Origin of the sequence: Pseudomonas sp. ADAK18 (assembly GCF_012935695.1) — a bacterium.
In the GTDB taxonomy this organism is placed as follows: Bacteria; Pseudomonadota; Gammaproteobacteria; order Pseudomonadales; family Pseudomonadaceae; genus Aquipseudomonas.
Window position 1 is genome coordinate 236999 of sequence record NZ_CP052859.1, and the last position, 25137, is coordinate 262135.

The following is a 25137-nucleotide window of genomic DNA, read 5'->3' on the forward strand; positions in this document are numbered from 1 at the left end:
TTAGCTATTTCGGTGTGTATCCAGTGCTTCAAGGGTGGCCAGTGACAGCATCCGGCTGATGATGTCATTGAGCCTATTGGTGTCAGCCACCAGCGCGTGCCAGATCACCAGGGCGCCCTTGGCATCGAGATAGACAAAGCAGCCATCGAACGCCAGCGCTTGTTCAAAACGCCGCTCCAGCACGCGCTCCAACTGTCCGGTCTGCAACGCCTCTGGTTGGATCTGCAAGGCCAGCCCCGGTTGGACGCCGGCTTTCAATGGGCACAGGCCAATACCCGGAATAAGAGGCAGGTGGGCGTCATTGCCACCCACCAGGTTGTCCAGGAATACCTGGCGATGCGGATCATCGTCTGGCAATCCCATGGCCTTCATCGCTCCAGTGAAACTGTCTGGTAATCCGCCCGCTCCCCGGCCGGGCCGGGTTCAGCGCGCATCTGCGGTGGCCACCAGACCACCAGCTTATCGGCGCCCGATTGCGGGCGAGAACAGGAGTCGCCCTTGCACGTTGGCGTGCAACCGACAATGAGCAGGGCCAGGCCGACCAGGGTGATGCAGGACAGTCTATGGTTCATTGGGCGTTGTTCCGGGCAGGAGTGAGCAGGGAGGGACGGGGCACGCTGATGTGTTCATCTTTGATCACCGGACGCATGGCAATGAAGACTTCGGCTTCTTCACCCGGCTTGAGCCAGGCACGCGGCCAAACGCTGACCGCCAGGGTCTGCGAATTGCTGCATTCTTTTTCATCGATACGCACGTTGCGGTTGAATTGATTGCGCAGCACCACCACGGCCACGTTGAACTGCGGGCCGGCATACCATTGGCTGCGTTCGGTGTTCAGCGCCAACAGGTCTCGGGTGGCGCACAAGGTGTCCAGGCCCAGTGGCATCGGTGCAGCCTTGAAGGCCTTGGGTACTTGCCCGGTGACGAGGTGAGCCAGGGTGCTGGTGATGTCGCTGCGCTTGACCACCGGTTGGTGTTCGGCATAACGCCTGGCCAATGGTTTGAGTGCGGCCTGCAGTTCCACCTGATCTTCCTGCGGCAAGTAACGTGAAGGGTCTGCCTGATCACCGATAACGCGGGGAGTCAGGATAAACAGACGTTCGCGCCGATTGTTCTGGCGTTCGGTGGAGGAGAACAGGGCCTTGCCCAGTAACGGGATATCGCCCAGCAAGGGGATCTTGCTTTGCTTGTCAGTGCTTTCAGTGACATGGAACCCACCCACCACCAGCGAGCGTTTTTCCGCCATCACTGCCTGGGTGCTGACCTTGCCCCGGCGTACATCGGGGCCGATACGCTCGGGGTTGGACTCGTCGAAGTTGCCGTCCTCAATATCCACCACCAGATGGATCTGGTGCTGGCCCCGGGTGGTGATCACTCTGGGCACTACCTGGAAACTGGTGCCGACGGTAATCGGCAAAATCGTTGCGTTTTCTGTTCCGGCTGTCAGGTACTGGGTGCGGTTGAAATCAATCACCGCGGGTTGGTTTTCCAGGGTGAGCACCGATGGGTTGGAAACCATAGTGGCCAGGCCGCGTTGTTCCAACGCCCGTACATCGGCATAGAAACGGTCGCGGTGTTCAATCGACAGTTGCGATGAGGTGCCGGGTGCCATGTTCACACCGCCACGGAAGCGGCTGTTTTGAAAGCCCCAGTTGACCCCGAATTCGCGCAGTTGAGTGCGTTCGATATCGAGGATGATCGCGTCGATTTCTACCAGCTTGCGCGCTACGTCGAGCTGGGCGATCAGCTCGCGGTACATCGCCTGGCGTTCCGGCAGGTCATAGATCAGCACGGCATTGTTGCGCACGTCGGCCTCGACGCGGATTTTGCTTGTGGAAACCGGTGCCCGCGGGGGGAGCGGAAGGCCGGTGTCCAACTGCCCAGGGTTCATCCCCTGGCCGAGCATTTGCCCCAGCATCGGATTGCTCAGACGGGGAAAGGCTGAGGTTATGGGGGAGGGTTGTGATGAGGCGACGGGGCGTTGGCTCATCCCCGAAAGCGTTGAGGCCGTGCGAGGTTCCAGCAACCCCCGCAACATGCTGGCAACGCCTGGGATGGTTAGGTTTTCGCCGCGATAATCAATCTGGCGGTCCGCCGCGTTGGCAAATTTCAGTGGGTAGGTCAGCACGCTCTGCTTTTCATCGGGAGATTTGCGCTGGCTGCTGAACTGCTTGATCTGTTCGATATAGCGCTTGGGACCTGACACCAGCACGACACCATCCTCGGACAGCTCGCCCCAGCCGAAACGGCTATCCAACAGGCCAATATCGGTCAGCGCCTGCTTGAGGTCGGCGATGGTTTCGGATGAAACCTCCAGGCGTGCGGACTCTTGCTGGTCCAGGGTGCTGATGTACAGGGTGTTGTTGTACAGATACCACTGGAACCGGTGCTCTACGCCCAGCCTGTCCAGCAGCGACTGTGGGGTATTAGCGCGTATCTTGCCGTTGACGTTGCCTTCCAGAAGGCCATCGATTTGCAGTTGGGTACCGAAGGTCTGGGCGAAATCCTCCAGCACATCCCGCAGGGGCTTATGCTCGGCTTCATAGGCATAGGCGGTGTTTTTCCATTCGGTGGGGACGGCGGCGAGGGTGCTTTCCAACGGGGTCAGCAACCAGGGCATGAGGATCAGGCAGCGCCAACGGGCTCGTTGTACGGTGACTGCAGGCGAGTTGGGGGGCAAGCGGGTGTGCTTGTCGATCTTGTTAGACATGGAGAGTTCTCTGATTAGTGCGGCAGCGAGCGTAGCGAAGTGGGCGTGAGTTTCTGGGTGGGCCTGGCTAGGCGTACGGCCATGGCGCGCCAGGTATCACGCTGGTTGAGCAGGGTTTCGAGTTTGGTGACCAAGTGGGTCAGGGCACCATCACTGGGGAGTTTTTGAAGCAGCCAGAGATGGCCATTTATTGCTTCTTGCGCCAAGGCTCCCTGGAAATGTCTCAGGCTTGCTTGTCCAAGGCGCATCCACGCCTCCAAGGTCTTTTTGTCTACGCGATGGTGAGTTAGTTGAGCGCTGATCAACAAAATTTGTTGGTCGCGCTGCACCTTGATTTCGTCATCATCTTCAAACAACGTGATCTGCGGTTCGTTGCTACTCAACCAACGACCTAATAACTCGTCCACTCACTGTATGCCTTCGATAACGGTTTTGGCTGTTTCACTCATGTAATTGGTGTAGGTTGAACTGGCCGATAAAGTGGCAGCGAGGAAGATTTTTTCGTCGTTCATTGCTGCCATGGCTTCGTCATCGTCCAATCCGTCTCGTTCTATCTTTTCAAAGCGTTTTTGCGAATTTTCCAGTTTCCTATAGAGGTCTGCTTGCAGGCGATGATCAAAGCTCATTGGTTTTGCTCCAGAGGATGTTACGTTCTGTGTGGCACGACTTGTGATTCCAGTTCCATGAGTGTTTCGTTAAAAATCAATCCTCGCTGAACCGCAGCCTATCCCCGTTATTTCGTTGAACCTGCCTCCTCGGCATTCAATAAGGTTTCCACCATCGAGACCCAGTCGATACGAAATCCACCTTCGGCCGTTTCCAGAACGAGCATTTGAGGTGCGATATTCTCCTCGGAGCGCAGGGTCCAGGGGAGCCCGGTGTGTTTGTTCAGCCACTGGTCTACGTTTTTACGGTCCAGTGGATTGCAGATGAGTGTGGCTTCGATTCGCGGGACTTGGGTGGCCAGTAATTGTTTGAGCAGGGCACTTAGGCGTTGGGGCGAGGCTGTTTCCTCGAGCAGACTACGAATGGCCAGGCTTGTGATGGAGGCGGCAATGGGTTCAATGTTGTCGCAGATTGTCTGGCGCTCAATCTCCCAGCGTTGCAGTTGAGCGTTGGCGCGCTTCCAGAACTCACGGCTGGCATTTGTGTGTAGTGTGGCGCACTGCTCCTCGGCTTGGCGCAGTAGTTCAATCGCCTCGGCTTTGGCGTTAGTCAGTAATGTGCCCGCTTGAGCACAGTCAATCAGCGTCTCTCGGGCGATCAGGGTTTGTGGCAGGCCTTGGCCTTTAGTCAGCTCAATTTTGTGTCGGCATAACATGCAGATTGTTTTCTCTTGGTTAGGGCCACGCGCCATCGTTCGTCATGGCGGTCGCTCGCCAGATGACGGCTTGCCACAGGGTGTTCAACCGACCATGACTGTCGGGCAGGTTGGAGTATTTCTCCAGGCCGAGTACTCGCTGATTCGCAAAGCCAATCCGTAGGCGTTGCCATACGGCAGGCTCAACCCAGGCGCGCAAGTACTGCAGCGGATCGTCTATGTTCAGCATCAATGAATCCGGTGGGAGCGCTTTGGCAAGGCGCTGACACCAGAGGTATTCATTCTCTTCCAGTGAATTGTCGCGTACAGCCTGGCAGACACTGCCGATCAGCGTCAGCATGCGGTCACGTTGTCGTGGGGAGGCCTGTACCAGATGCAGCAAGGCTGGGGAGGGTGAAGGTGGCAGGCAGGGCTTTATAGCTAAGGCGGTGCTCACGCGCTCATGCTGGCTGCGACATAGATCGGTCGATGTGACGTACGGGCCGAGGACCTCCCAGTCACACTCAGACATCGCCCACGGGCAGGCCCACCATCGAACCCACTCCAGGTGATTACTCATGAGCGGAAGGATTTAGTGGTGCGTGAGCCGATACGGCAGATGAGTTTTGTTGCAGATGTATCCCCCGTTTGCGCCAGAGAACCGCGCCAACCCCTGCGAGTGCTAATAGCATGAGCAATAGCGTAAGACTTATACGCCAGAAACCGAGATCGCTATCTTGAACCAGGAACGGACCAAAATAGGTCAGGCGCTGTCGCTCCAGATAGGCCGCAGCAGGCACAAAGACTACAGTTAGCTTTTGAGTATTTTCTACAGCGGCTGCCATGCCGGGGATACTACTGGCCACCATCCTGCGCACTCGGGGCCGAATATTATCAGGCTCAAGTCGCGGATCATGTTTGATGAATACCGAGGCTGATGCTGGTTGTACGGGTTCACCCGGTGCAACCCGTTCGGGGAGCACGACATGGACTCGAGCGACGATGACCCCGTCGATGTTCGACAAGGTTGCCTCTAACTCCTGAGACAGTGCATAGATGTAACGGGCACGTTCCTCCAGTGGTGTGGAGATAACGCCTTCTTTGCGAAATATATCACCCAGTGTTGACCGGGCTAATTTCGGCAGGCCGGCAGCTTCGAGCGTTCGGACCGCCCTGCTGATGTCCGTCGCGGTAACACGCACAATAACGCCGTCTTTGGTCGGCACTTTTTGGGCCCGGATTTGTTTATCCGCAAGCTCTGCAACAACCTCATTAGCCTCTTGTTCCGACAGTCGGCTATGGAGTTCTACTTTTTCACCGCAGCCTCCGAGCAGCAATGCCAATGATAAAACCAACGGGGTGGTGATACAGCGGAGCATGATTTACCTACTGTAGGTTGGTTATTTTCTCGCAACATTGCACGGTTTTGCTGATCACCTTGACTGACATGGACAACTCTCGATGAGCGTCTGAAAGTGACTTGGCAATTTCGTGCATGTCTTGTGATTTTTTGTTAATGCTCAGGTCGCGCAAACCTTTGGTCGCACGTTTTGATAGCTTTGTTAAGTGAGCTGATTGTTCGGATAACGCATTCGTACCGACTGTGGCATTTTGGCTCCATGGGGAAGGAGCGGTATCATCCAGTCTGGCTTGAAAAAAATTCATGTCGGAAGCAGCGGGAGTAACGCCCGGCGATTCAACGGCTCGTGGAACCAGGCGGTCTGTGAAACTATCAGCGAGCACACGCATGTAGGCCTCCGGCAAGACGTTATGAACGTTCTTGTTGGTTTGTGAATGTTCTGTATAGCGGGAAAGGTAAGCAGCTTCCTCTATGTTTAATAGAGGAAGCTATAGTTTAAAATCTAAGTTTGCTAATGTTTTCTAGTTCTTTTGTCATTATTTCGTTTTTAATCTCCTCTTTCTTTAGTCGACGCATTTCAGCTTTTTTCGCAGCGTCAAGATCGGCGTTTTCGCCGCCACCAATACCGCTACCGCTAGAACGAGAGGGGCTGGAAGAACCAATAGAACTCATAACATCACCTTTGGGTTTCTTGATTTACATGTTGTGTGCGCTTTTAAACGCCGACGTATAGCCAGAAACATAGATCGATCGCTGCCTATCCGGTGTTTAAATAATACACATAGCATCACCGTTGCATTGAGGCTTGATCGACAGCGTTGATGATCATGTAGGTGGCCCTTCCTTGAGTGGTTAAATGAAGAGTTCGGTTCCAGAAACCTTAATAATGCTTCAACGTTTTTTGGAAAGAGCTTCTTGTTCGCGTACGCTAACCCGGTGCTTGGTATTGGCGATCTCCCTGTCCTGCGTTCAATCGGTACCGCTCAGTGATATTTCCAGTTGTTTCATCCTGTAGTACAGCGTGCGCTTGGCAACCCCCAATTTAACTGCCACCACATCCACATTGCGCCGGTGCCGGCGCAACGACTCTTCAATCAGTGATTTCTCGATTTGCTGCAGCCGCTCCTTGAGGCCGATTTCGATATCTTGATGGTCCATTATCGACTCTGAAAGCAGCGGAAGGTCCAACACAAAACGCTTGGCTGTCGAACGCAGTTCACGGACGTTGCCTTGCCAGGGATGGCACAGCAACTGTTGCAGCAGCGAGCTGGATGCCAGGGGAGCCGGGCGCTTAAAGTGCTCGGCTTCTTGGTCGACCATATTCAGGAACAACGGAATAATCCGCTCCCGACGTTCGCGCAAGGGAGGAAGCTTGATGCTGACTACGTTCAGGCGAAAATACAGGTCGCGCCTGAATGCTCCTTGCTCGACCATTTCATGCAGTGACTGCTGGGCAGACGCGATAACGCGCATGTCCACCGGGATAAACCGGGTTGAGCCCAGGCGTTCAACGCCTCTGGACTCCAGCACCCGCAGCAGCTTGGCTTGCAGGGTAAGTGGCATGCTGTCTATTTCGTCAAGGTACAACGTCCCCAAGTGAGCCGCCTCGACAAAACCTGCCCGTGATTGCATCGCACCGGTATAGGCGCCGCTGTTGACACCGAATAGCTGGCTTTCCGCAAGGGTTTCCGGAATAGCGGCGCAGTTGACGGCAACGAAATTTCCCCGTCGGCCAGACAAACGATGGACGCGTTGAGCCAGGGTATCTTTGCCGGTACCGGTTTCCCCCAACAAAAGGATATCGATGTTCAATGCCGCTGTGTTGTTGATGGTGCTTTCAATGGTCAGGCATTCAGTGAGCGGATCATCCGTTTCAAATTCGTTCTGATAGGACGCCGACATATTGCTGTTGCTCCTATTATGTGTCGCGGCACTTTACTGGACATGGGTGTCCTTCTGAATATTGTTAAGTAGATCGGACTTTCTCTGGTTTGTCATTGTGTTGAGGAGTGCGAAGTGGATACTTGTGAAGTGTGAAATGTTTAAGTTGATTGTGTTAAGAAATATTCAAGTGCTTGCGACTTGTAATTGTCTTTTTATCTGTCGGAATAATCTTAAAGAGTTCGCGATTTTCGTAAGCTTGCCGTGTTTGCGTATGAGTAGATGTGTTTTGTGTTTTTATGGGTGTGAGTATAAAACTTTAGTGGATATTTCATGGTGCAAATATTGTTATTACACAGAAACATCGCCCACAAAAAAGCCGATGCAATGCATCGGCTTTTTGTTTTACGGCGTGGGCCGCAGGTAGCGCTTACACGTTAAAACGGAAGTGCATCACGTCGCCATCCTTGACGATGTATTCCTTGCCTTCCAGGCGCCATTTACCGGCTTCCTTGGTACCAGCTTCACCCTTGAACTGAATGAAGTCGTTATAGGCGATGACTTCGGCGCGGATAAAGCCTTTTTCGAAGTCGGTGTGGATAACGCCAGCGGCTTGTGGTGCGGTAGCACCGACCTTGACGGTCCAGGCACGGACTTCTTCAACACCTGCGGTGAAGTAGGTCTGCAGGTGCAGCATTTCATAGCCCGCACGGATCACGCGGTTCAGGCCTGGCTCTTCCAGGCCCAGGGCCTCGAGGAACATGTCTTTCTCTTCGCCGTCTTCCAGCTCGGCGATTTCCGCTTCGATCTTGTTGCAGACCGGTACGACCATCGCGCCTTCTTCTTCGGCAATGGCCATGACCACGTCGAGCAACGGGTTGTTTTCGAAACCGTCTTCAGCCACGTTGGCGATGTACATCACCGGCTTAGTGGTCAGCAGGTGGAAGCCCTTGATCACCGCTTTTTCGTCGGTGCTCATGCTCTTCATCAGGCTGCGTGCCGGCTTACCCAAGGTGAAGTGAGCGATCAACTGCTCAAGCAAGGCTTTCTGGACTACTGCGTCTTTGTCGCCGCCCTTGGCGTTGCGCGTGACCTTTTGCAGTTGCTTCTCGCAGCTGTCCAGGTCAGCGAAGATCAGTTCCAGGTCGATGATCTCGATGTCGCGTTTCGGGTCGACGCTGTTGGAGACGTGAATCACGTTCTCGTCTTCGAAGCAGCGGACCACGTGGGCGATGGCATCGGTCTCGCGGATGTTGGCGAGGAATTTGTTGCCCAGGCCTTCACCTTTCGACGCACCAGCCACCAGGCCTGCGATGTCGACGAACTCCATGGTGGTTGGCAGGATGCGCTTGGGATTGACGATGGCCGCCAGTGCCTCCAGACGTGGGTCTGGCATTGGCACGATACCGGTGTTCGGTTCGATGGTGCAGAAGGGGAAGTTCTCCGCCGCAATACCGGACTTGGTCAGGGCGTTGAACAGGGTGGACTTGCCGACGTTAGGTAGGCCGACGATGCCGCAATTGAATCCCATGGTGTTTCCCCTCGGGTAAAGAGTCAGGCCTTCTGGCTGTGCAGGTTTTTCATCGCACGGTTCCATTCACCGGCGAAGATATCCGGCAGCACGCCGAGGGCAAAATCGATGCTGGCATCGAGTTTTTCCTGTTCGGCGCGTGGCGCACGACCCAGGACGAAATTTGAAACCATACTGGCAACGCCCGGGTGACCAATGCCAAGCCTCAGGCGGTAAAACGTATTCTGATTGCCCAACTGCGCGATGATGTCCCGCAGGCCATTATGACCGCCATGCCCGCCGCCTTGCTTGAGCTTGGCAACGCCGGGTGGCAGGTCCAGTTCGTCATGGGCCACCAGAATTTCTTCGGGTTTGATCCGGAAGAAGCCCGCAAGCGCCGCGACAGCCTGGCCGCTGCGGTTCATGTAGGTGGTGGGAATCAGTAGACGAACATCCTGACCCTGATGCAAGAAGCGTCCGGTCAGGCCAAAATATTTGCGATCGGCCACAAGATTGACGCCTTGGGCGTGGGCGATACGCTCAACAAAAAGGGCCCCCGCGTTATGCCGGGTCTGTTCGTATTCGGCGCCTGGATTTCCCAGGCCAACGATCAGTTTAATGGCAGTCACGACAGGGGCCCTTCCTTTGGAGTTGTGGATAACATCGCCGCAACCTGGGTGCGGCGAAAGTGGACGACAAGAGCTAACTTATCCAGAGATAAACTTCGCGTTGTCGCCCGCTTTCTCGCTACGTTCCGGTCCGCGATGTTTCCTCAAGCTCCGGCATTACAGAGTGAATTACTCTGCAGCGCCTTCTTCAGCTTCTGGAGCAACACGTGGAGCGTGGACGTTGGCAACAGCCTTGTCATCACCGTGAGCCAGAGCAACAAACTCAACGCCTTTAGGCGCTTTGAGGTCGGACAAGTGAATGATCGAACCGACTTCAGCGTTGCTCAGGTCGACTTCGATGAACTCAGGCAGGTCCTTCGGCAGGCAGGTTACTTCGATCTCGGCAACAACGTGCGAAACTTCGCCGCCTTTCTTGATCGGAGCCGCTTCGCCAACGAAGTGCACAGGCACGATAGCGGTCAGTTTCTGACCGGCGACTACGCGTACGAAGTCAGCGTGCAGCACGTGGCCTTTAGCTGGGTGACGTTGCAGTGCCTTGATGATGACGTTCTGCTTGGAACCACCAACGTTCAGCTCGATGATGTGGCTGTAAGCCGCTTCGTTTTCGAGCAGTTTGGCGATTTCCTTGGCCAGCATGCTGATGGATTCAGGGGCTTTTTCGCCACCGTAAACTACAGCTGGAACCAGGCTAGCGAGACGACGCAGGCGGCGGCTCGCACCTTTCCCCAGGTCGGAACGCAGTTCAGCATTCAAAGTAAAATCGTTCATGTTGTATCTCCAAAATAACCACATTCGCCCCAGCGTTTGCGACCAGCGCTAAAGGCGATATGGGCAAAAAAGCCCCGCCCCAACAGAATGCTGGGGCGGGGCGCTTTTCGTCAGTGAGATGCTCCGAAGGTTTGACCCTTAGCGGAACATCGCGCTGATCGATTCTTCATTGCTGATGCGGCGAACCGCTTCGGCAACTACCGGTGCGATATCCAGTTGACGGATACGCGAACAGGCTTGAGCAGCAGCGGACAACGGGATGGTGTTGGTCACCACCAGTTCGTCCAGCATTGAGTTCTCGATGTTCTCGATCGCTCGGCCTGACAGCACAGGGTGTGTGCAGTAGGCGAAGACTTTTGCTGCACCGTGCTCTTTCAGGGCTTTCGCCGCGTGGCACAGGGTGCCGGCGGTGTCGACCATGTCATCAACCAGAATACAGGTGCGCCCTTCGACATCACCGATGATATGCATCACTTCAGAGTGATTGGCTTTCTCACGGCGTTTGTCGATGATCCCGAGATCAACACCCAGGGATTTGGCAACAGCCCGTGCACGCACGACGCCACCAATGTCCGGGGACACGATCATCAGGTTTTCAAAGCGCTGATCTTCAATGTCATCCACCAGAACGGGGGAGCCGTAGATGTTATCTACTGGAATATCGAAGAACCCCTGGATTTGGTCAGCGTGCAGGTCAACCGTGAGAACACGATCGATACCTACCACGGTCAGCATGTCAGCAACGACTTTCGCGCTGATAGCTACACGTGCGGAACGCGGACGGCGATCCTGACGGGCATAACCAAAGTAAGGGATTACAGCTGTGATTCGAGTCGCTGAGGAGCGGCGGAAGGCATCAGCCATCACGACGAGTTCCATCAGGTTATCGTTGGTCGGAGCGCAAGTCGGCTGAATAATGAAGACGTCTTTACCGCGGACGTTTTCATTGATCTCGGCGGTAATTTCGCCGTCGGAGAATTTACCGACAGAGATGTCACCGAGAGGGATATGCAGCTGACGTACAACACGCCGAGCCAGATCGGGGTTAGCATTCCCCGTAAAGACCATCATCTTGGACACGCGCAGTACCTAGAGGCTGAGGGTAACCTGGATGAGTATAGAAAATGGCAGGGGCGGCTGGATTCGAACCAACGCATGGCAGGATCAAAACCTGCTGCCTTACCGCTTGGCGACGCCCCTGTATCTGTTGCAACGAGTACCCAGTACTCGGTTCCTTTTAGAGCAGACTTTGCAGCTTGCGATGCAACATCGAAACGTTGCTTCCCTTTGCTACAAACCCTGTAAGGGTCTCTGTCAGAAGGGCCGAGACTTTATCAGCTTCAGCTTTGCTTGGGAAGCCCCCAAACACACAACTTCCAGTGCCGGTTAATTTTGCTTCGGTAAATTTACCTAACAAATTCAAAGCGTTACGTACCTCTGGATAACGCCTTGCTACAACCGGTAAGCAGTCATTTCGACTGTTTCCCTTGGGAACGGGGCGCACTTTAATGGGAGGAGAGTTACGTGTCAACAGTGGATCTGAAAAAATTTCTGCTGTACTTACAGATACTTGCGGAACAAGCACGACATACCACGGCTCTTCGGGGTCTACAGGGGTGAGTTTTTCGCCCACGCCCTCGGCAAAAGCCGCGTGCCCACGCACGAAAACCGGGACGTCGGCGCCCAGTGTCAGGCCCAGCGTGGCCAGGCGATCCTCGTCCCAGCCCAGCTGCCACAAGTGATTCAGGCCGAGCAGGGTAGTGGCGGCATTCGAGCTGCCGCCACCGATTCCACCGCCCATGGGCAGGATCTTGTCGATCCAGATATCGATGCCCAGCGAGCAACCGGATTGCTCCTGAAGTTTTTTCGCAGCCTTCACGATCAGATTGCTGTCGTGAGGCACACCTTCAAATTCTGTGTGCAGTTGAATCACGCCATCGTCGCGAACCGCGAAGGTCAATTCATCGCCATAGTCGAGAAATTGAAACAGCGTCTGCAGCTCGTGATAGCCATCTTTACGGCGACCGAGGATATGCAACATCAGATTGAGTTTGGCCGGGGAGGGCAGGGTCAGGCGTTGCGCAGTCATCTCATTGCCCCAGCTTGCGAGGTTGCCAATCCTTGATCACCAGCGTGACGTCAAGGTCGGTGCCGTGCAGCTTGATGCGCTCGGGCAGCCAATAACCGTTCTGTTGCACATAGCTCAAGTACTCGACCTGCCAACCGTCCTGTTCCAGCGATGCCAGGCGGCTGTCGCCATTGAGGCTCAGGCGACTCTTGCTGTCAGGCGCAGGCAAGCCGCGAACCCACCAGACCAAATGCGAGACCGGTAACTTCCAGCCCATTTGTTCTTCCAGCAGGGCTTCCGGTGTTGGCGCTTCATAGCGGCCCTGATTGGCCACTTCCAGGCTCACTTGCCCAGGTCGGCCGGTCAGGCGCGCGGCACCACGGCCCAACGGCCCGGAGAGACGAATGTCGTAATAGTCCTGGCGTTGCAGCCAGAACAAGGTGCCGCTGCCTGAGTCCTTCGGGGCGCGAATACCGACCTTGCCTTCAATTTGCCAGCCGTCGAGGCTACTCAGTTGGTCCTTGTGCTGTTTCCATTGCGCCGGATTGCCCTGGCCTTCAACGGACTCGCGAGCGCCAAAGCCCGCGCAACCGGCGAGCAGGGCGATAAAGCTGAAAACGATAACGTGGCGCAAAAACATAAGCTTAAAGGGTCTCGGATCCGGTCAGGCGCTTGATGGTGCTGCGCAGGATAGGGCTGTCGGGTTGTTCCTTGAGGAACTTGCCCCAGATTTGTTTGGCTTCGCGTTGTTTGCCTTGGGCCCAGAGCACTTCGCCCAGGTGAGCGGCGACTTCCTGGTCGGGAAAGCGCTCAAGGGCTTGGCGCAACAGACGCTCGGCTTCATCCAGGTTACCCAGGCGGTAATTCACCCAGCCCAGGCTGTCGAGGACGGCCGGGTCTTCCGGGTTGAGCTGGTGGGCCTGTTCGATCAGGGTCTTGGCCTCGGCGTAGCGTGTTGTACGGTCGGACAAGGTGTAGCCCAGGGCGTTCAGTGCCATGGCGTTGTCCGGGTCGCGCTTGATGATCAGGCGCAGGTCCTTTTCCATCTGCGCCAGGTCATTGCGTTTTTCCGCTTGCATGGCGCGGGTGTACAGCAGGTTCAAGTCGTCCGGGTATTGCAGCAACGCTTGTTGCAACAGTTTCCAGGCACGATCGCCCTGCTTGTTGGCCGACAGGGTTTCGGCCTGGATCAGGTAAAGCTGGATGGCGTAGTCCGGCTCGGCATCCCGGGCCGCAGCCAGACGCTTTTCTGCTTCGTCGGTGCGGCCATTGCTCATCAGGATGTCGGCTTGGCGCAACTGGGCGGGCAAGTAATCATTGCCGGGACCGACTTGGGCGTACTCGACCAACGCACCTTGCGGGTCATTGCGCTCCTCGGCAATGCGACCCAGGTTCAGGTGCGCCGAGTCGACGTGACTTTCACGGGTAATCAGGTCTTCAAGGTAACCCTTGGCCTCGTCCCAGGCCTTGGCTTCCAGGCATACCAGTGCCAGGGAATAACGCAGCTCGTCATCGTCCGGGTATTGCTGGACCAAATTGGCGAATTGCACCTTGGCGTCTTCCATGCGGTCTTGTTCAACCAGCATGCGGGCGTAGGTCAGGCGCAGGCGCTTGTCATCCGGGTACTTCTTGATGTTTTTTTCCAGCAGCGGCAAAGCTTCTTTGCCACGGTTGAGGTTCTGCAGCAGTCGCGCGCGCAGCAGCAGCGGGGCGATTTCACCGTCTTCCGGCGGGTTCTGCTCCAGCAGCGTCAAGGCCGCTTGTGCTTCATCATCTTGTTGCAGCAACAAGGCCTTGCCAAAAATCAGCTGGCCATTGTTCGGGTGTTTTTGCAGCAGGCGGTCGAAACCTTTCATCAGGCCATTGCGGGTGTCCTGATCGGTGTCGGCCGCCGACAGTGCGAGGAAGTCGAAATGAGTATCGCCCTTGCCTTGCAGGACTTTCTCCATATAGACCATGGAGTCGTCATAGCGCCCGGCGCGGGCCAGTTGTATGGCCGCCGCCCGCTGGGCTTCAAGATCGTCCGGTGCGTTTTTCGCCCAGATCAGCGAGCTATCCAGCGCCGCCTGATCGGCCCCCAGGTACTCGGCGATGCGAAACGCCCGCTCGGAAATCCCTGGATCCTGAGTGTTGATGGCCTGGGTCACGTAGTTATCCAGGGCAATGTCGAAACGATTGCGCTGGCCAGCCAGCTCCGCACTCAGCAAGCTGAAGACCGTCTCTTCACTGAACGAGGAATAAACTTTGGGCTTTTCAGGGGCGGGAGTGCTGTCTTCGACCGGCGACGAATCGTCCGGAGACACGGGTGCCATGGCCTGGCAGCCGCTGAGGAAGACAAAAGCAAGGAGCAACGCGGAAGATCTATTCATATAGGAAGAGGACGACTAACCTGCGGTCGGATCATCATGACACAAGCCTTCGGCCAAACATAACCGAGTCTCAATTGATGCCTTTATAGGCGTAAGGCATTAGGACAATAGACTACGGTGGTTGTTCTGGATCAGACGAAGTAGGACAATTGTCGGCTTCTCGACATCATCAGCGATATTGAATGGCCTTCCTTGCACTCGGTATTAACCACAAGACTGCTTCCGTAGACGTGCGCGAGCGCGTGGCGTTTACGCCCGAGCAGTTGGTTGAGGCCTTGCAGCAGCTCTGCCGGCTCACCGACAGCCGCGAAGCTGCGATCCTTTCAACCTGCAATCGCAGCGAGCTCTATATAGAGCAGGAACATCTGTCAGCGGATGTGGTGCTGCGCTGGCTGGCCGATTACCACCATTTGAACCTCGATGACCTGCGTGCCAGCGCTTATGTGCATGAAGAAGATGCGGCAGTTCGTCACATGATGCGCGTCGCCTCAGGGCTCGACTCTCTGGTATTGGGTGAGCCGCAGATTCTTGGTCAGATGAAATCGGCCTACGCCGTGGCCCGCGAGGCCGGTACCATCGGCCCGTTGCTGGGACGCCTGTTCCAGGCCACGTTCAACTCGGCCAAACAGGTGCGCACCGACACGGCCATCGGTGAAAACCCGGTGTCCGTGGCATTTGCCGCCGTCAGTCTGGCCAAACAAATTTTCAGTGACCTGCAACGCAGCCAGGCTCTGCTGATCGGCGCCGGTGAAACCATTACCCTGGTCGCCCGCCATTTGCATGAATTGGGGGTCAAGCGGATCGTTGTTGCCAACCGCACCCTGGAGCGCGCCAGTATCCTTGCCGAGCAGTTCGGCGCCCACGCGGTGCTGCTTTCGGACATTCCCGCAGAACTGGTGCGTAGCGACATCGTCATCAGTTCCACCGCCAGCCAGTTGCCGATTCTCGGTAAAGGTGCGGTGGAAAGCGCCTTGAAACTGCGCAAGCACAAGCCGATCTTCATGGTGGACATCGCTGTTCCCAGGGATATCGAACCGGAAGTCGGCGAGTTGGACGACGTTTACCTCTACAGCGTCGACGATCTGCACGAAGTGGTCGCCGAAAACCTCAAGAGCCGCCAGGGCGCAGCCCAGGCCGCCGAGGAAATGGTCAGCACCGGCGCCGATGACTTCATGGTGCGTCTGCGTGAATTGGCGGCGGTGGATGTGCTCAAGGCCTATCGTCAACAAGGCGAACGCCTGCGGGATGAGGAATTGATCAAGGCCCAGCGTATGCTTGCCAATGGCAGCAGCGCCGAAGACGTGCTGATGCAACTGGCCCGTGGCCTGACTAACAAACTGCTGCATGCCCCGAGCGTACAGCTTAAAAAACTGACTGCCGAAGGCCGCCTCGATGCGCTGGCCATGGCCCAGGAACTCTTTGCCCTCGGTGAGGGCGCGTCAGATAGCTCTTCGGATAAAAAACCGCAATGAAAGCGTCACTGCTCAATAAGCTGGATATTCTCCAGGATCGTTTCGAGGAACTGACCGCCTTGCTTGGCGATGGCGAAGTCATCTCCGATCAAAACAAGTTCCGCACCTATTCCAAGGAATACGCGGAAGTTGAACCCATTGTGGCCACCTATAAACACCTGCTCAAGGTTCAGGCCGATCTGGACGGCGCCCAGGCGCTGCTCAAGGACAGCGACCCGGACATGCGCGAAATGGCCGTGGAAGAAGTCCGTGAAGCCAAGGAAAAGCTGGTTGAACTGGAAGGCGACCTGCAACGCATGTTGCTGCCCAAGGACCCCAACGACGGGCGCAACGTATTCCTGGAAATCCGTGCCGGCACCGGCGGTGACGAAGCGGCAATTTTTTCCGGCGACCTGTTCCGCATGTATTCACGGTATGCCGAGCGGCGCGGCTGGCGTGTCGAGATTCTCTCGGAGAACGAGGGTGAGCACGGCGGCTATAAAGAAGTCATCGCGCGGGTCGAAGGCGACAATGTCTACGGCAAGCTGAAATTCGAGTCTGGCGCGCACCGCGTGCAGCGGGTGCCGGCCACTGAATCCCAGGGCCGTATCCATACCTCGGCGTGCACCGTGGCGGTATTGCCCGAGCCGGACGAGCAGGAAACCATCGAGATCAACCCAGCGGACTTGCGGGTCGACACCTATCGCTCATCGGGCGCGGGTGGCCAGCACGTCAACAAGACCGACTCGGCGATCCGCATCACTCACTTGCCCTCCGGCATTGTGGTGGAGTGCCAGGAAGAACGCTCCCAGCACAAGAACCGGGCGCGGGCGATGTCCTGGCTGTCGGCCAAGCTCAACGACCAGCAAACCAGCGCCGCCGCCAACGCGATTGCCAGCGAGCGCAAACTGCTGGTGGGCTCGGGCGATCGCTCCGAGCGCATCCGTACCTACAACTTTGCCCAGGGCCGGGTCACCGACCACCGGGTCAACCTGACCCTGTACTCCCTGGATGAAATCCTCGCCGGTGGCGTTGACGCAGTGATCGAGCCCTTGCTGGCCGAGTACCAGGCCGACCAACTGGCGGCGATAGGTGAATAAATGACCATTATTGCCAGCCTGTTACGCGCCGCCGACCTGCCGGACTCGCCCACTGCGCGTCTGGATGTGGAGTTACTGTTGGCCGCCGCATTGGGCAAGTCCCGTAGTTACTTGCACACCTGGCCGGAGAAAATCGTCAGCAGCGAAGACGCGCTGACCTTTGCCGATTACCTGCAACGGCGCCGCACGGGTGAGCCCGTGGCCTATATTCTCGGCCAGCAGGGTTTCTGGAAGCTGGACCTGGAAGTCGCGCCCCATACGTTGATCCCTCGTCCGGAAACCGAGATGCTGGTGGAAGCCGCCCTGGAATTGCTGCCCGCCACCCCCGCCAAGGTCCTCGACCTGGGCACCGGCAGCGGTGCGATTGCCCTGGCCCTGGCCAGCGAGCGCCCAGCGTGGAACGTCACTGCCGTCGACCGGGTGCTGGAAGCCGTAGCTCTGGCCGAGCGCAATCGCCAGCGTTTGCACCTGGAGAACGCCACGGTACTGAGCAGTCATTGGTTCAGCGCCCTGCAAGGCCACACTTACAACCTGATTATCAGTAATCCGCCATACATTGCTGACACCGATCCGCATCTGGTGGCCGGCGATGTGCGTTTCGAACCGGCCAGCGCATTGGTGGCGGGCCATGACGGATTGGACGACCTTCGCCTGATCATCGCCCAGGCTCCAGTGCATCTCGACGCCGGTGGCTGGTTGCTGCTGGAACACGGTTACGACCAGGCCCTGGCCGTGCGCGACTTGCTGCTGAACCAGGGCTTTGAGGAGGTGCACAGCCGCATCGATCTCGGTGGCCATGAGCGGATCAGCCTGGGGCGCCGGCCATGCTGAATGACCAGGAGCTGTTGCGCTATAGCCGACAGATTCTGTTGCAGCATGTCGACATCGAAGGCCAGTTGCGCCTGAAAAACAGCCGCGTGCTGATCGTGGGCCTCGGTGGCTTGGGCGCGCCGGTGGCGTTATACCTGGCGGCGGCCGGTGTGGGCGAGTTGCATCTGGCGGACTTCGATACCGTCGACCTGACCAACCTGCAGCGCCAGATCATCCATGACACTCACAGTGTCGGCCTGGCCAAGGTTGACTCGGCCATGGGCCGACTGACGGCCATCAACCCTGAGGTCCTGTTGGTCGCCCATCGCACCGCGCTGGACGCCGATTCCCTGGCGCAGGCGGTAGGTGCGGTGGACCTGGTCCTCGATTGCAGCGATAACTTCTCCACCCGCGAAGCGGTGAATGCCGCCTGTGTCGCCGCCGGCAAACCTTTGGTCAGCGGCGCGGCGATTCGTCTGGAAGGGCAACTCTCGGTCTTCGACCCGCGTCGTCCCGAAAGCCCTTGCTACCACTGTTTATACGGGCACGGCAGCGAAGCCGAACTGACCTGCAGCGAAGCCGGGGTTGTCGGCCCGCTGGTGGGGTTGGTGGGCAGTTTGCAAGCCCTGGAAGCATTGAAGCTGCTGGTCGGTTTCGGTGAACCACTGGTAGGGCGCTTGTTGTTGATCGATGCCTTGACCACTCGCTTTCGGGAGCTGCGGGTCAAGCGTGACCCAGCCTGCAGCGTGTGTGGCGCCGCCCATGGTTAAGGACGCGCCGATTGGAGTATTCGACTCCGGTGTTGGCGGCCTGTCGGTGCTGGCCGAAATCCAACTGCTGTTACCTCATGAGTCCTTGCTGTATGTGGCGGATGGCGGGCACATCCCTTACGGCGAGAAAACCCCGGAGTTCATCCGCGAACGTTCTCGGCGGGTTGCCGGATTTTTCCGCGAACAGGGTGCCAAGGCTTTTGTGATCGCCTGTAATACGGCGACAGTGGCTGCTGTCGCTGATTTGCGCCGGGATTATCCCGACTGGCCGCTGGTGGGTATGGAGCCCGCCGTAAAACCGGCCGCAGCAGCGACCCGCAGCGGCGTGGTCGGTGTACTGGCGACTACCGGCACATTACAAAGCGCCAAATTTGCGGCGTTGCTCGACCGTTTCGCGACCGACGTGCGGGTCATTACTCAGCCGTGCCCGGGTCTGGTGGAGTTGATCGAAACCGGCGACCTGGACAGTCCGGCCCTGCGCCTGTTGCTACAAGGTTATGTCGACCCGCTGATCGCTGCCGGTTGTGACACCATCATCCTGGGCTGCACACACTACCCCTTCCTCAAGCCATTGCTGGCGCAGATGCTACCGGCGACGGTCATCTTGATCGATACCGGAGCCGCGGTGGCGCGTCAGTTGCAGCGCCTGCTGGGCGAGCGTGAATTACTGGCCGAGGGCACTCCTCAAGCCACCCGGTTCTGGACCAGTGGCGATACCGAGCACCTTAGAAGCATCCTGCACACACTATGGACATCGTCTGGAGTTGTGCAAAGTTTTGACGTGTGACACGGCCAGCCCCAACGAGCTCCGTGTTCAACGTCAGCGATACACCGTGGTAATCCCCTGACGTTCCTCGATGCACTCCGGCGCGCCCATCTCGAACTCCCGACAGATCAGCGGCCGTTTCTCATAAATAGTGCACATCATCGTGTTGCGATCCAGGGCCGCGCACCAGCCGTCGTCCAGGCGCAGCATCACTTCACCGCCCCAATCGTCAGTGTCGATAAAGCGATCGGGAACGCCGGTGTCGGTAATCAGCATGACTTCCAGCTGGCAGCAGCACGCGGCGCAGCTAGAGCAGGTGACGGCGGGTTCGGCAATTTGGGTGTGGGGGATGTTGGTCATAGGCGCGCAGTGTAAGGCAACGCGGGTGTGTGCGTGTGAAAGGTCTGACGGGCGTTATTCAATGCAACTGATCGGGTGACCACTATGCAACCACGCATGGGTAAACCTGGTAATGCAGCTGCCGATAATCGTAATTGTTATAGGTCATTCTTGCGTGGCGGAGGGTTGCGCAGCATATGTTTGTCGAGGGGCTGCTGTGGAGTGGCCGGTAGTGTCGGCAACGGCCACAGGACGGCTAGAGACAGCGCCGGGAAAGCAATTTCTGATGGGCGACCTTGCAGCTTGGCGACAATATGCCGAGCAGCCTTGTGGGCTGACCAGTTCAAGGGCATCGGGAAATCATTGTCCTCGGTCAGTGGCGTATCGACAAACCCCGGGCTGACCACGGTGATATCCATATTTTTGGATGACTGGTCAGCGCGCAGGGATTCGAACAGATGGCGCAGGCTGGCCTTGGATTCGGTCAAGGGCATTGGCAAATAGGTCACAGCACTGGCAATGCCCACCAGATGGGGTGTTCGGCCGGGCCGCAATAGCGGCAATGCCGCTTCGATGCAGTAACTGCTGGCAAGCAGGTTGGTGCGCGCCACGCACTCGATGATCGAGGAGTCGAACTGCTTGGCGTCCACGTATTCACAGGTGCCGGCGTTGAGGATAACGGTATCCAGCGCCCCCCAGGCCTGGGCAATCTGCTCGCCGATTTCGCGTACGGTCTGGCTGTTGGTCAGGTCGCCCGCCATCACCAGTACCTGACCTGGATACTGTTGCGCAAATTGCTCCAGTGGCTCCCGAAAGCGAGAGCTGAGTGCTACGTGAGCGCCGCTTTTGAGCAGTTCTTCGGCCAACGCAGCGCCGATCCCGTTGCTGGCACCGGTCAGCCAGTAACGGCGTGCAGGCGTAAGGTTCATCCGACTCTCCCAGAGGGCAGGCTGCGGAAGGCGGCGAGGGCGCGATCCCGGGATTTTTTCAGATCGACAATGGGGCGTGGGTAATCGGTGACGCCAAACAAGTCGCCTGCTGTTTCTGGATGGTGTACTTCTTTTTTACTTAGTGTCGACAATTCAGGTAGCCAGTGTTTGATGAAGCGCCCATCGCCGTCAAACTTTTCTGACTGACTCAAGGGGCTGAAAATCCGAAAGTACGGTGCCGAGTCGGTGCCGGTGGAGGAACTCCACTGCCAGCCACCGTTATTGGCTGCCAGATCACCGTCGATCAAGTGGCGCATGAAAAAGCGTTCGCCTTCACGCCAGTCGATCAACAGGTTCTTGGTGAGGAACATCGCCACGACCATGCGCAGGCGGTTGTGCATCCAGCCGGTTTCGAGCAATTGGCGCATGGCTGCATCAATGATTGGCAACCCGGTGCGGGCTTCTTGCCAGGCGACCAAGTCCTCGGGAGCGTTGCGCCAGGGGACGGCTTCGGTTTCTGGACGAAAGGCCCGGTGGCGGGAGACCCGTGGGTAGCCCACCAGAATGTGCTTGTAGAACTCGCGCCAAAGCAGCTCGTTGATCCAGGTGATGGCGCCGATATCACCGCTTTCGAATTCGCCCTGATTGCTTTGCAAGGCCGCATGCAGGCACTGGCGCGGCGAGATGACACCAGCGGCCAGGTAGGCCGACAACTGACTGGTGCCGGGTTTGGCGGGGAAATCACGCTCATTCTTGTAGTCACTGATTTGCTCATCGGCAAACTGTTCAAGGCGACGCCGGGCTTCGTCTTCTCCTGCTGGCCAAAGGGCCCGCAAGCTTTCATCCGGCGTGGCGAAGCCGCTGATGTGTTGGGGGATCAGGTCGCTTTCCACCGCCAGCGCCGCCTGAGCTTTGGGCGTCTCCACCAGGCGCGGCAGGGCTGCGTGCAGGCGTGTGTAGCAAACCTTACGGAACTGACTGAAGACCTGAAAGTAGGTGCCGGTCTTGGTCAGGACGCTGCCGGGCTGGAACAGCAGTTGATCCAGATAATGATGGAAACTGACGTTCCCAGCCTCCAGCGCACTGGCCACGGCGGCATCGCGGCGGCTTTCATGGATGCCGTATTCGTCATTGACGTGGACCGCCTCGATCGACAGTTCTCGGCACAACTGCGCCAAAGCTTGCGGTGCCTGATCCCAGGTGGCGGCATGACGAATCAGCAACGGAACGTTCAGATCCCCCAGCGCCCGGCTCAACTTGCTCAGGTTACGCAACCAGAAATCCACCTTGCACGGCGCATCGTCGTGGGCCAGCCATTGCCCGGGCGTGATCAGGTAAACAGCCACCGTGGGGCCGCGCTGGGCAGCGGCGGCGAGGGCAGTGTTGTCATGTAGGCGCAGGTCACTGCGCAGCCAGATCAATTGCCTGTTCATTACTTATATGAGTCCGTGCTGGATCAGCGTCTGATGAGCCGATAGGGGATTTTCGGCCAAGAGCAAATCAGGGATTTCATGGGTTAATACGGATAACTCGGCCTGGTGGATGGATACCGTTGGCCCGGCGATCAATTTTGGGCAACTGACGCCGCTCAGAAGTTTTGTTAACGCCTGCACGTTGATCGCCTTGCTCGAATACAGCAGCACCCCACGGGGTTGCAAATGCTCCACTGCCAAGGCTAGTTCGCCGGCGGGCAATGGCCAGTCGAAGACCTCCACCGGACAGTTGGCGTTGCTGACCAGCCAGGCGGTGAGCCACAGGTGAGGCTCCAGGGGCAGGTCTGACTGGTTGATCAGCAACAGCGGCGTGCCATTGAGCTGGCGATTGTTGTGATAGATCCGTGCGCCGAACTTGCTGCGCAACCAGGAATGGAAAAACACCCGCTCCATTTGTGCACCAAATTGGCCCTGCCAGCGCTGTTCAAGGTCTTCGAGCAGCGGCAGTAGCAGTTGCTCGCACAAGGTGCGCGGTGGATACAGTGCCATGGCTTGGTTGAAGGCCGCGTCGACCCGACGTTCGGCCAGTTCGCTGATGGCTTGCAGCAGGTTCTGGCGCAGGCTGTGCCATTCGCTTGGGGTTTCGTCGTTGCTGGTTGGTGCGGTGTCGATCAGTTTTTTAACTTGGCTGACCGGTACGCCACGGTTGAGCCAGGTGAGGATGGAATGGACGCGCTGCACATGTTCGAGGCTAAACAGGCGGTGCCCCTTGGGCGTGCGTTGGGGCACGATCAGGCCGTAGCGCCGCTCCCAGGCCCGCAAAGTCACGGCGTTGACGCCGGTCTGGCGCGCCACTTCGCGGATTGGCAACCAGCCTTGTTCCAGGGCTTGGGCGAAGTCGTTGCCGACATCGATATCGTCTTGCACAGAAGTACTCATGGTTTAAATCGCATTACGCAGGCCGAGGTTTTCCGGATGCGGTTGCAGGTAGGCCTGCTGCGCGATGTAACGGTCCGGGTGTAGGCGAAAGTGGTGTTTGAGCAGGGTCAGCGGCACCACGAGCGGCACGACGCCTTGGTGATATTGGCTGATGACGGTCTGCATTTCCTGTTTGTCTTCGGCGCTGATGGCCTGCTTGAGGTAACCGCTGATGTGTTGCAGCACGTTGGTGTGGGTGCCACGGGTGGCGCTTTTTTTCAGGGCGGTCATCAGTTCGCTGAAATAGCTGGCGGCCAGCAGGTCGAGGTCGTCACCCTTGGTCATGCTGCCCAGCAGGTTGCCCAGGCTTTTGTAGTGAGCCGGGCTGTGGGCCATCAGCAGGTATTTGTAGCGCGCGTGGAATTCCAGCAGGCGATGGCGAGTCAGGCCTTCGGTGAGCAGTTGTTGCCAGGAGGAATAGATGAAAGACCGGGTCAGAAAGTTTTCCTGAAGCATGGGGTCATTGGGCCGAGTCTCTTCTTGCGCCGCCAGATTCGGGTGGCGGACGCAAAACGGGCAGGCACTGCTGGCGATGTTTGGTTTGCGGGTGACGGACGGGGTGCTGGACATGGCCAAACCTCTACAAAATTCCTGTACAGATCCATATTTTTGTACAACTAAACCTCATCATAGGTTTGATGCTGTACAAGTCAAATATTCTGTATAGGTATTTGCGGCGAGATGGCGACTCAGGACATACCCCCGTAGTTGTCGAGCGCCAGCGAGGCTATGTATCCCGCACCACCATTACAGCCCAGACTACGTACGGGTGCCAAGGCCGTTCCTGATGAGTTTCGATGGAACCCGACAGTGCTACAGATGCGCGATCAATCGCCGTGCCGCTTCCTGGCCACTGAGCCAAGCGCCCTCGACCCGGCCTGAGAGGCACCAGTCTCCGCACACGTACAGCCCAAGGTCGGCGTCGGCCAATACGCCAAATTCATGGCTGCCGGACGGTCGAGCATAGAGCCAGCGGTGGGCCAGACTGAAAATCGGGGCAGGCATGGCGCTGTGCAGCAGTTCAGCAAAGGCACCGTGCAACTGTTCGATCACTGCCTCTTTGGGCAAGTCCAGATGCTGCTTGCTCCAGGCACTGGTGGCGTGTAGCACCCAGGTGTCGAGGGTGGTGTCGCGTCCCGGTTTGCTGCGGTTGCGGGCCAGCCAGTCGAGTGGGCTGTCCTGTACGAAACAGCCTTCCATGGGGGTGTCCAGCGGGGTGTCGAAGGCCAGGGCAACGGCCCAGGTCGGGTCCATCTTCACGCCGGCGGCGACACTTGCCAGTTTCGGTGCGGCGGCCAGCAGCGCGGTGGCTTGCGGCGCCGGGGTGGCGATGATGACGTGACTGAATGGGCCGTGGTTACCACCGTCGGCGTCCAGCAGGTTCCAATGCTGTGTGCCCTGGAACACATCGGTGATCCGGCAACCGAACTCTACCGGCAGGTCATCCAGCAACGCCCGAGTGATAGCGCTCATGCGTGGGGTGCCGACCCAGCGGGTCTGTTCATCCGGTGAGGGGCTGAATTGACCGGACTTGAAGTTGTACAACTGGGGCTCCCACTCTGCGGCCCAACCATTGGCCTGCCAGCGTTGTACTTCATTGACGAAGCGCCGGTCACGGGCAGTGAAATACTGGGCCCCCAAGTCCAGTGCGCCGGCGTCGCTGCGCTGGCTGGACATGCGGCCACCGCTGCCATGGCTTTTATCGAAGAGTTGTACAACATGCCCGGCGTCTTTCAACGCTCGAGCGGCGGAGAGTCCGGCGATGCCGGTACCAATGATCGCGATGGGAACAGTCATGGGAGGCCTCGTTTTACCGTTGGGTACAGACTACGCCGACACCAATAGCTGTACAATATTGTTTTTTGGTATAAGTTTTGGCATGCCTGATCGTTTGGCGTGTTCTATGGTTAAACCTGAGGGTTAAACCAACGTTGCGCCCGATTTAAAAGATCCCTGTCTATAAAAT

28 protein-coding genes, 1 tRNA gene and 1 pseudogene are annotated in these 25137 nt (G+C 57.5%); 5 read left to right on the forward strand and 25 right to left on the reverse strand.

The features are described from left to right. From HKK55_RS01020 to HKK55_RS01110, 19 genes are all read right to left on the reverse strand, one after another. On the reverse strand, positions 1-363 hold the full coding sequence (locus tag HKK55_RS01020) for a transcriptional regulator (protein WP_169352961.1): 363 nt from the start codon (positions 361-363) through the stop codon (positions 1-3). A 5-nt stretch (positions 364-368) separates the two neighbouring features. Further along, positions 369-572, reverse strand: coding sequence for an HrpT family type III secretion system protein (gene hrpT, locus HKK55_RS01025; RefSeq protein ID WP_169352962.1), 204 nt, complete (start codon positions 570-572; stop codon positions 369-371). Continuing rightward, the gene (gene sctC / locus HKK55_RS01030) at positions 569-2710 is read right to left on the reverse strand and encodes a type III secretion system outer membrane ring subunit SctC (protein ID WP_169352963.1); all 2142 of its coding nucleotides are present in this window, start codon (positions 2708-2710) and stop codon (positions 569-571) included. Before sctC ends, hrpT begins: the two co-directional genes overlap by 4 nt. A 14-nt stretch (positions 2711-2724) precedes the next feature. Beyond that, a complete protein-coding gene (locus tag HKK55_RS01035; protein ID WP_169352964.1) occupies positions 2725-3117 on the reverse strand; it encodes a type III secretion protein in 393 nt (130 codons plus the stop codon). Then, on the reverse strand, positions 3118-3336 hold the full coding sequence (locus HKK55_RS01040) for a hypothetical protein (protein ID WP_169352965.1): 219 nt from the start codon (positions 3334-3336) through the stop codon (positions 3118-3120). A gap of 107 nt (positions 3337-3443) precedes the next feature. After that, positions 3444-4031 (reverse strand): type III secretion system stator protein SctL, encoded by a 588-nt coding sequence (sctL, locus tag HKK55_RS01045; protein WP_169357757.1) that lies wholly within the window; start codon positions 4029-4031, stop codon positions 3444-3446. Between the two features lie 19 nt (positions 4032-4050). After that, the gene (locus HKK55_RS01050) at positions 4051-4371 is read right to left on the reverse strand and encodes a type III secretion protein (protein ID WP_169352966.1); all 321 of its coding nucleotides are present in this window, start codon (positions 4369-4371) and stop codon (positions 4051-4053) included. Positions 4372-4582: 211 nt separating this feature from the next. Beyond that, entirely contained in the window at positions 4583-5389 is an 807-nt protein-coding gene (sctJ, locus tag HKK55_RS01055) for a type III secretion system inner membrane ring lipoprotein SctJ (protein ID WP_169352967.1), read from the reverse strand. Between the two features lie 7 nt (positions 5390-5396). Beyond that, a complete protein-coding gene (locus HKK55_RS01060; protein WP_169352968.1) occupies positions 5397-5759 on the reverse strand; it encodes a hypothetical protein in 363 nt (120 codons plus the stop codon). Between the two features lie 106 nt (positions 5760-5865). Continuing rightward, entirely contained in the window at positions 5866-6042 is a 177-nt protein-coding gene (locus HKK55_RS01065) for a hypothetical protein (protein ID WP_169352969.1), read from the reverse strand. A gap of 297 nt (positions 6043-6339) precedes the next feature. Continuing rightward, positions 6340-7272, reverse strand: a complete 933-nt coding sequence (locus tag HKK55_RS01070; RefSeq protein ID WP_169352970.1) for a sigma 54-interacting transcriptional regulator — start codon at positions 7270-7272, stop codon at positions 6340-6342. 409 nt (positions 7273-7681) lie between these two features. Next, the gene (gene ychF / locus HKK55_RS01075) at positions 7682-8782 is read right to left on the reverse strand and encodes a redox-regulated ATPase YchF (protein WP_169352971.1); all 1101 of its coding nucleotides are present in this window, start codon (positions 8780-8782) and stop codon (positions 7682-7684) included. A 23-nt stretch (positions 8783-8805) separates the two neighbouring features. Continuing rightward, entirely contained in the window at positions 8806-9390 is a 585-nt protein-coding gene (gene pth / locus HKK55_RS01080; RefSeq protein WP_169352972.1) for an aminoacyl-tRNA hydrolase, read from the reverse strand. A gap of 168 nt (positions 9391-9558) precedes the next feature. Continuing rightward, entirely contained in the window at positions 9559-10158 is a 600-nt protein-coding gene (locus HKK55_RS01085; protein WP_155581847.1) for a 50S ribosomal protein L25/general stress protein Ctc, read from the reverse strand. Positions 10159-10296: 138 nt separating this feature from the next. Next, complete coding sequence (locus tag HKK55_RS01090) at positions 10297-11238, reverse strand: ribose-phosphate pyrophosphokinase (protein WP_003208392.1); 942 nt, start codon at positions 11236-11238, stop codon at positions 10297-10299. Between the two features lie 45 nt (positions 11239-11283). Further along, a tRNA-Gln gene (locus HKK55_RS01095) sits at positions 11284-11358 on the reverse strand. A gap of 37 nt (positions 11359-11395) precedes the next feature. Further along, positions 11396-12247, reverse strand: coding sequence for a 4-(cytidine 5'-diphospho)-2-C-methyl-D-erythritol kinase (gene ispE, locus HKK55_RS01100; RefSeq protein ID WP_169352973.1), 852 nt, complete (start codon positions 12245-12247; stop codon positions 11396-11398). A gap of 1 nt (position 12248) precedes the next feature. Further along, on the reverse strand, positions 12249-12866 hold the full coding sequence (gene lolB, locus HKK55_RS01105; protein WP_155581845.1) for a lipoprotein insertase outer membrane protein LolB: 618 nt from the start codon (positions 12864-12866) through the stop codon (positions 12249-12251). A gap of 4 nt (positions 12867-12870) precedes the next feature. Further along, positions 12871-14595: a tetratricopeptide repeat protein gene (locus HKK55_RS01110; RefSeq protein ID WP_169352974.1), complete on the reverse strand. Its 1725-nt coding sequence runs from the start codon at positions 14593-14595 to the stop codon at positions 12871-12873. A 182-nt stretch (positions 14596-14777) separates the two neighbouring features. Between HKK55_RS01110 and hemA the strand changes: the two genes are divergently transcribed. From hemA to murI, 5 genes are read left to right on the forward strand one after another with little or no spacing between them, the layout of a single operon-like run. Further along, positions 14778-16067, forward strand: a complete 1290-nt coding sequence (hemA, locus tag HKK55_RS01115) for a glutamyl-tRNA reductase (protein ID WP_169352975.1) — start codon at positions 14778-14780, stop codon at positions 16065-16067. Beyond that, entirely contained in the window at positions 16064-17146 is a 1083-nt protein-coding gene (gene prfA / locus HKK55_RS01120) for a peptide chain release factor 1 (RefSeq protein WP_169352976.1), read from the forward strand. Before hemA ends, prfA begins: the two co-directional genes overlap by 4 nt. Beyond that, positions 17147-17977, forward strand: a complete 831-nt coding sequence (gene prmC / locus HKK55_RS01125) for a peptide chain release factor N(5)-glutamine methyltransferase (protein WP_169352977.1) — start codon at positions 17147-17149, stop codon at positions 17975-17977. After that, a complete protein-coding gene (locus HKK55_RS01130) occupies positions 17971-18726 on the forward strand; it encodes a molybdopterin-synthase adenylyltransferase MoeB (RefSeq protein WP_169352978.1) in 756 nt (251 codons plus the stop codon). Before prmC ends, HKK55_RS01130 begins: the two co-directional genes overlap by 7 nt. Further along, the gene (gene murI, locus HKK55_RS01135; protein WP_169357758.1) at positions 18719-19513 is read left to right on the forward strand and encodes a glutamate racemase; all 795 of its coding nucleotides are present in this window, start codon (positions 18719-18721) and stop codon (positions 19511-19513) included. The genes HKK55_RS01130 and murI overlap by 8 nt, the downstream gene beginning before the upstream one ends. Positions 19514-19546: 33 nt before the next feature. Here murI and HKK55_RS01140 read toward each other — a convergent pair whose 3' ends face one another. From HKK55_RS01140 to HKK55_RS01165, 6 genes and pseudogenes are all read right to left on the reverse strand, one after another. After that, a complete protein-coding gene (locus HKK55_RS01140; RefSeq protein ID WP_169352979.1) occupies positions 19547-19852 on the reverse strand; it encodes a YkgJ family cysteine cluster protein in 306 nt (101 codons plus the stop codon). A gap of 137 nt (positions 19853-19989) precedes the next feature. Then, entirely contained in the window at positions 19990-20760 is a 771-nt protein-coding gene (locus tag HKK55_RS01145; protein WP_169352980.1) for an SDR family oxidoreductase, read from the reverse strand. Beyond that, entirely contained in the window at positions 20757-22193 is a 1437-nt protein-coding gene (phrB, locus tag HKK55_RS01150) for a deoxyribodipyrimidine photo-lyase (protein WP_169352981.1), read from the reverse strand. Before phrB ends, HKK55_RS01145 begins: the two co-directional genes overlap by 4 nt. A gap of 3 nt (positions 22194-22196) precedes the next feature. Beyond that, a complete protein-coding gene (locus tag HKK55_RS01155) occupies positions 22197-23132 on the reverse strand; it encodes a MerR family transcriptional regulator (RefSeq protein ID WP_169352982.1) in 936 nt (311 codons plus the stop codon). Positions 23133-23135: 3 nt separating this feature from the next. Continuing rightward, positions 23136-23684: pseudogene (locus HKK55_RS01160) on the reverse strand (YbgA family protein); the annotation flags it as partial. A 300-nt stretch (positions 23685-23984) separates the two neighbouring features. After that, positions 23985-24968 carry an NAD(P)/FAD-dependent oxidoreductase gene (locus HKK55_RS01165; protein WP_169352983.1) on the reverse strand — a complete coding sequence of 328 codons (984 nt, stop codon included), beginning with the start codon at positions 24966-24968 and terminating at the stop codon, positions 23985-23987. Positions 24969-25137 lie beyond the last annotated feature (169 nt).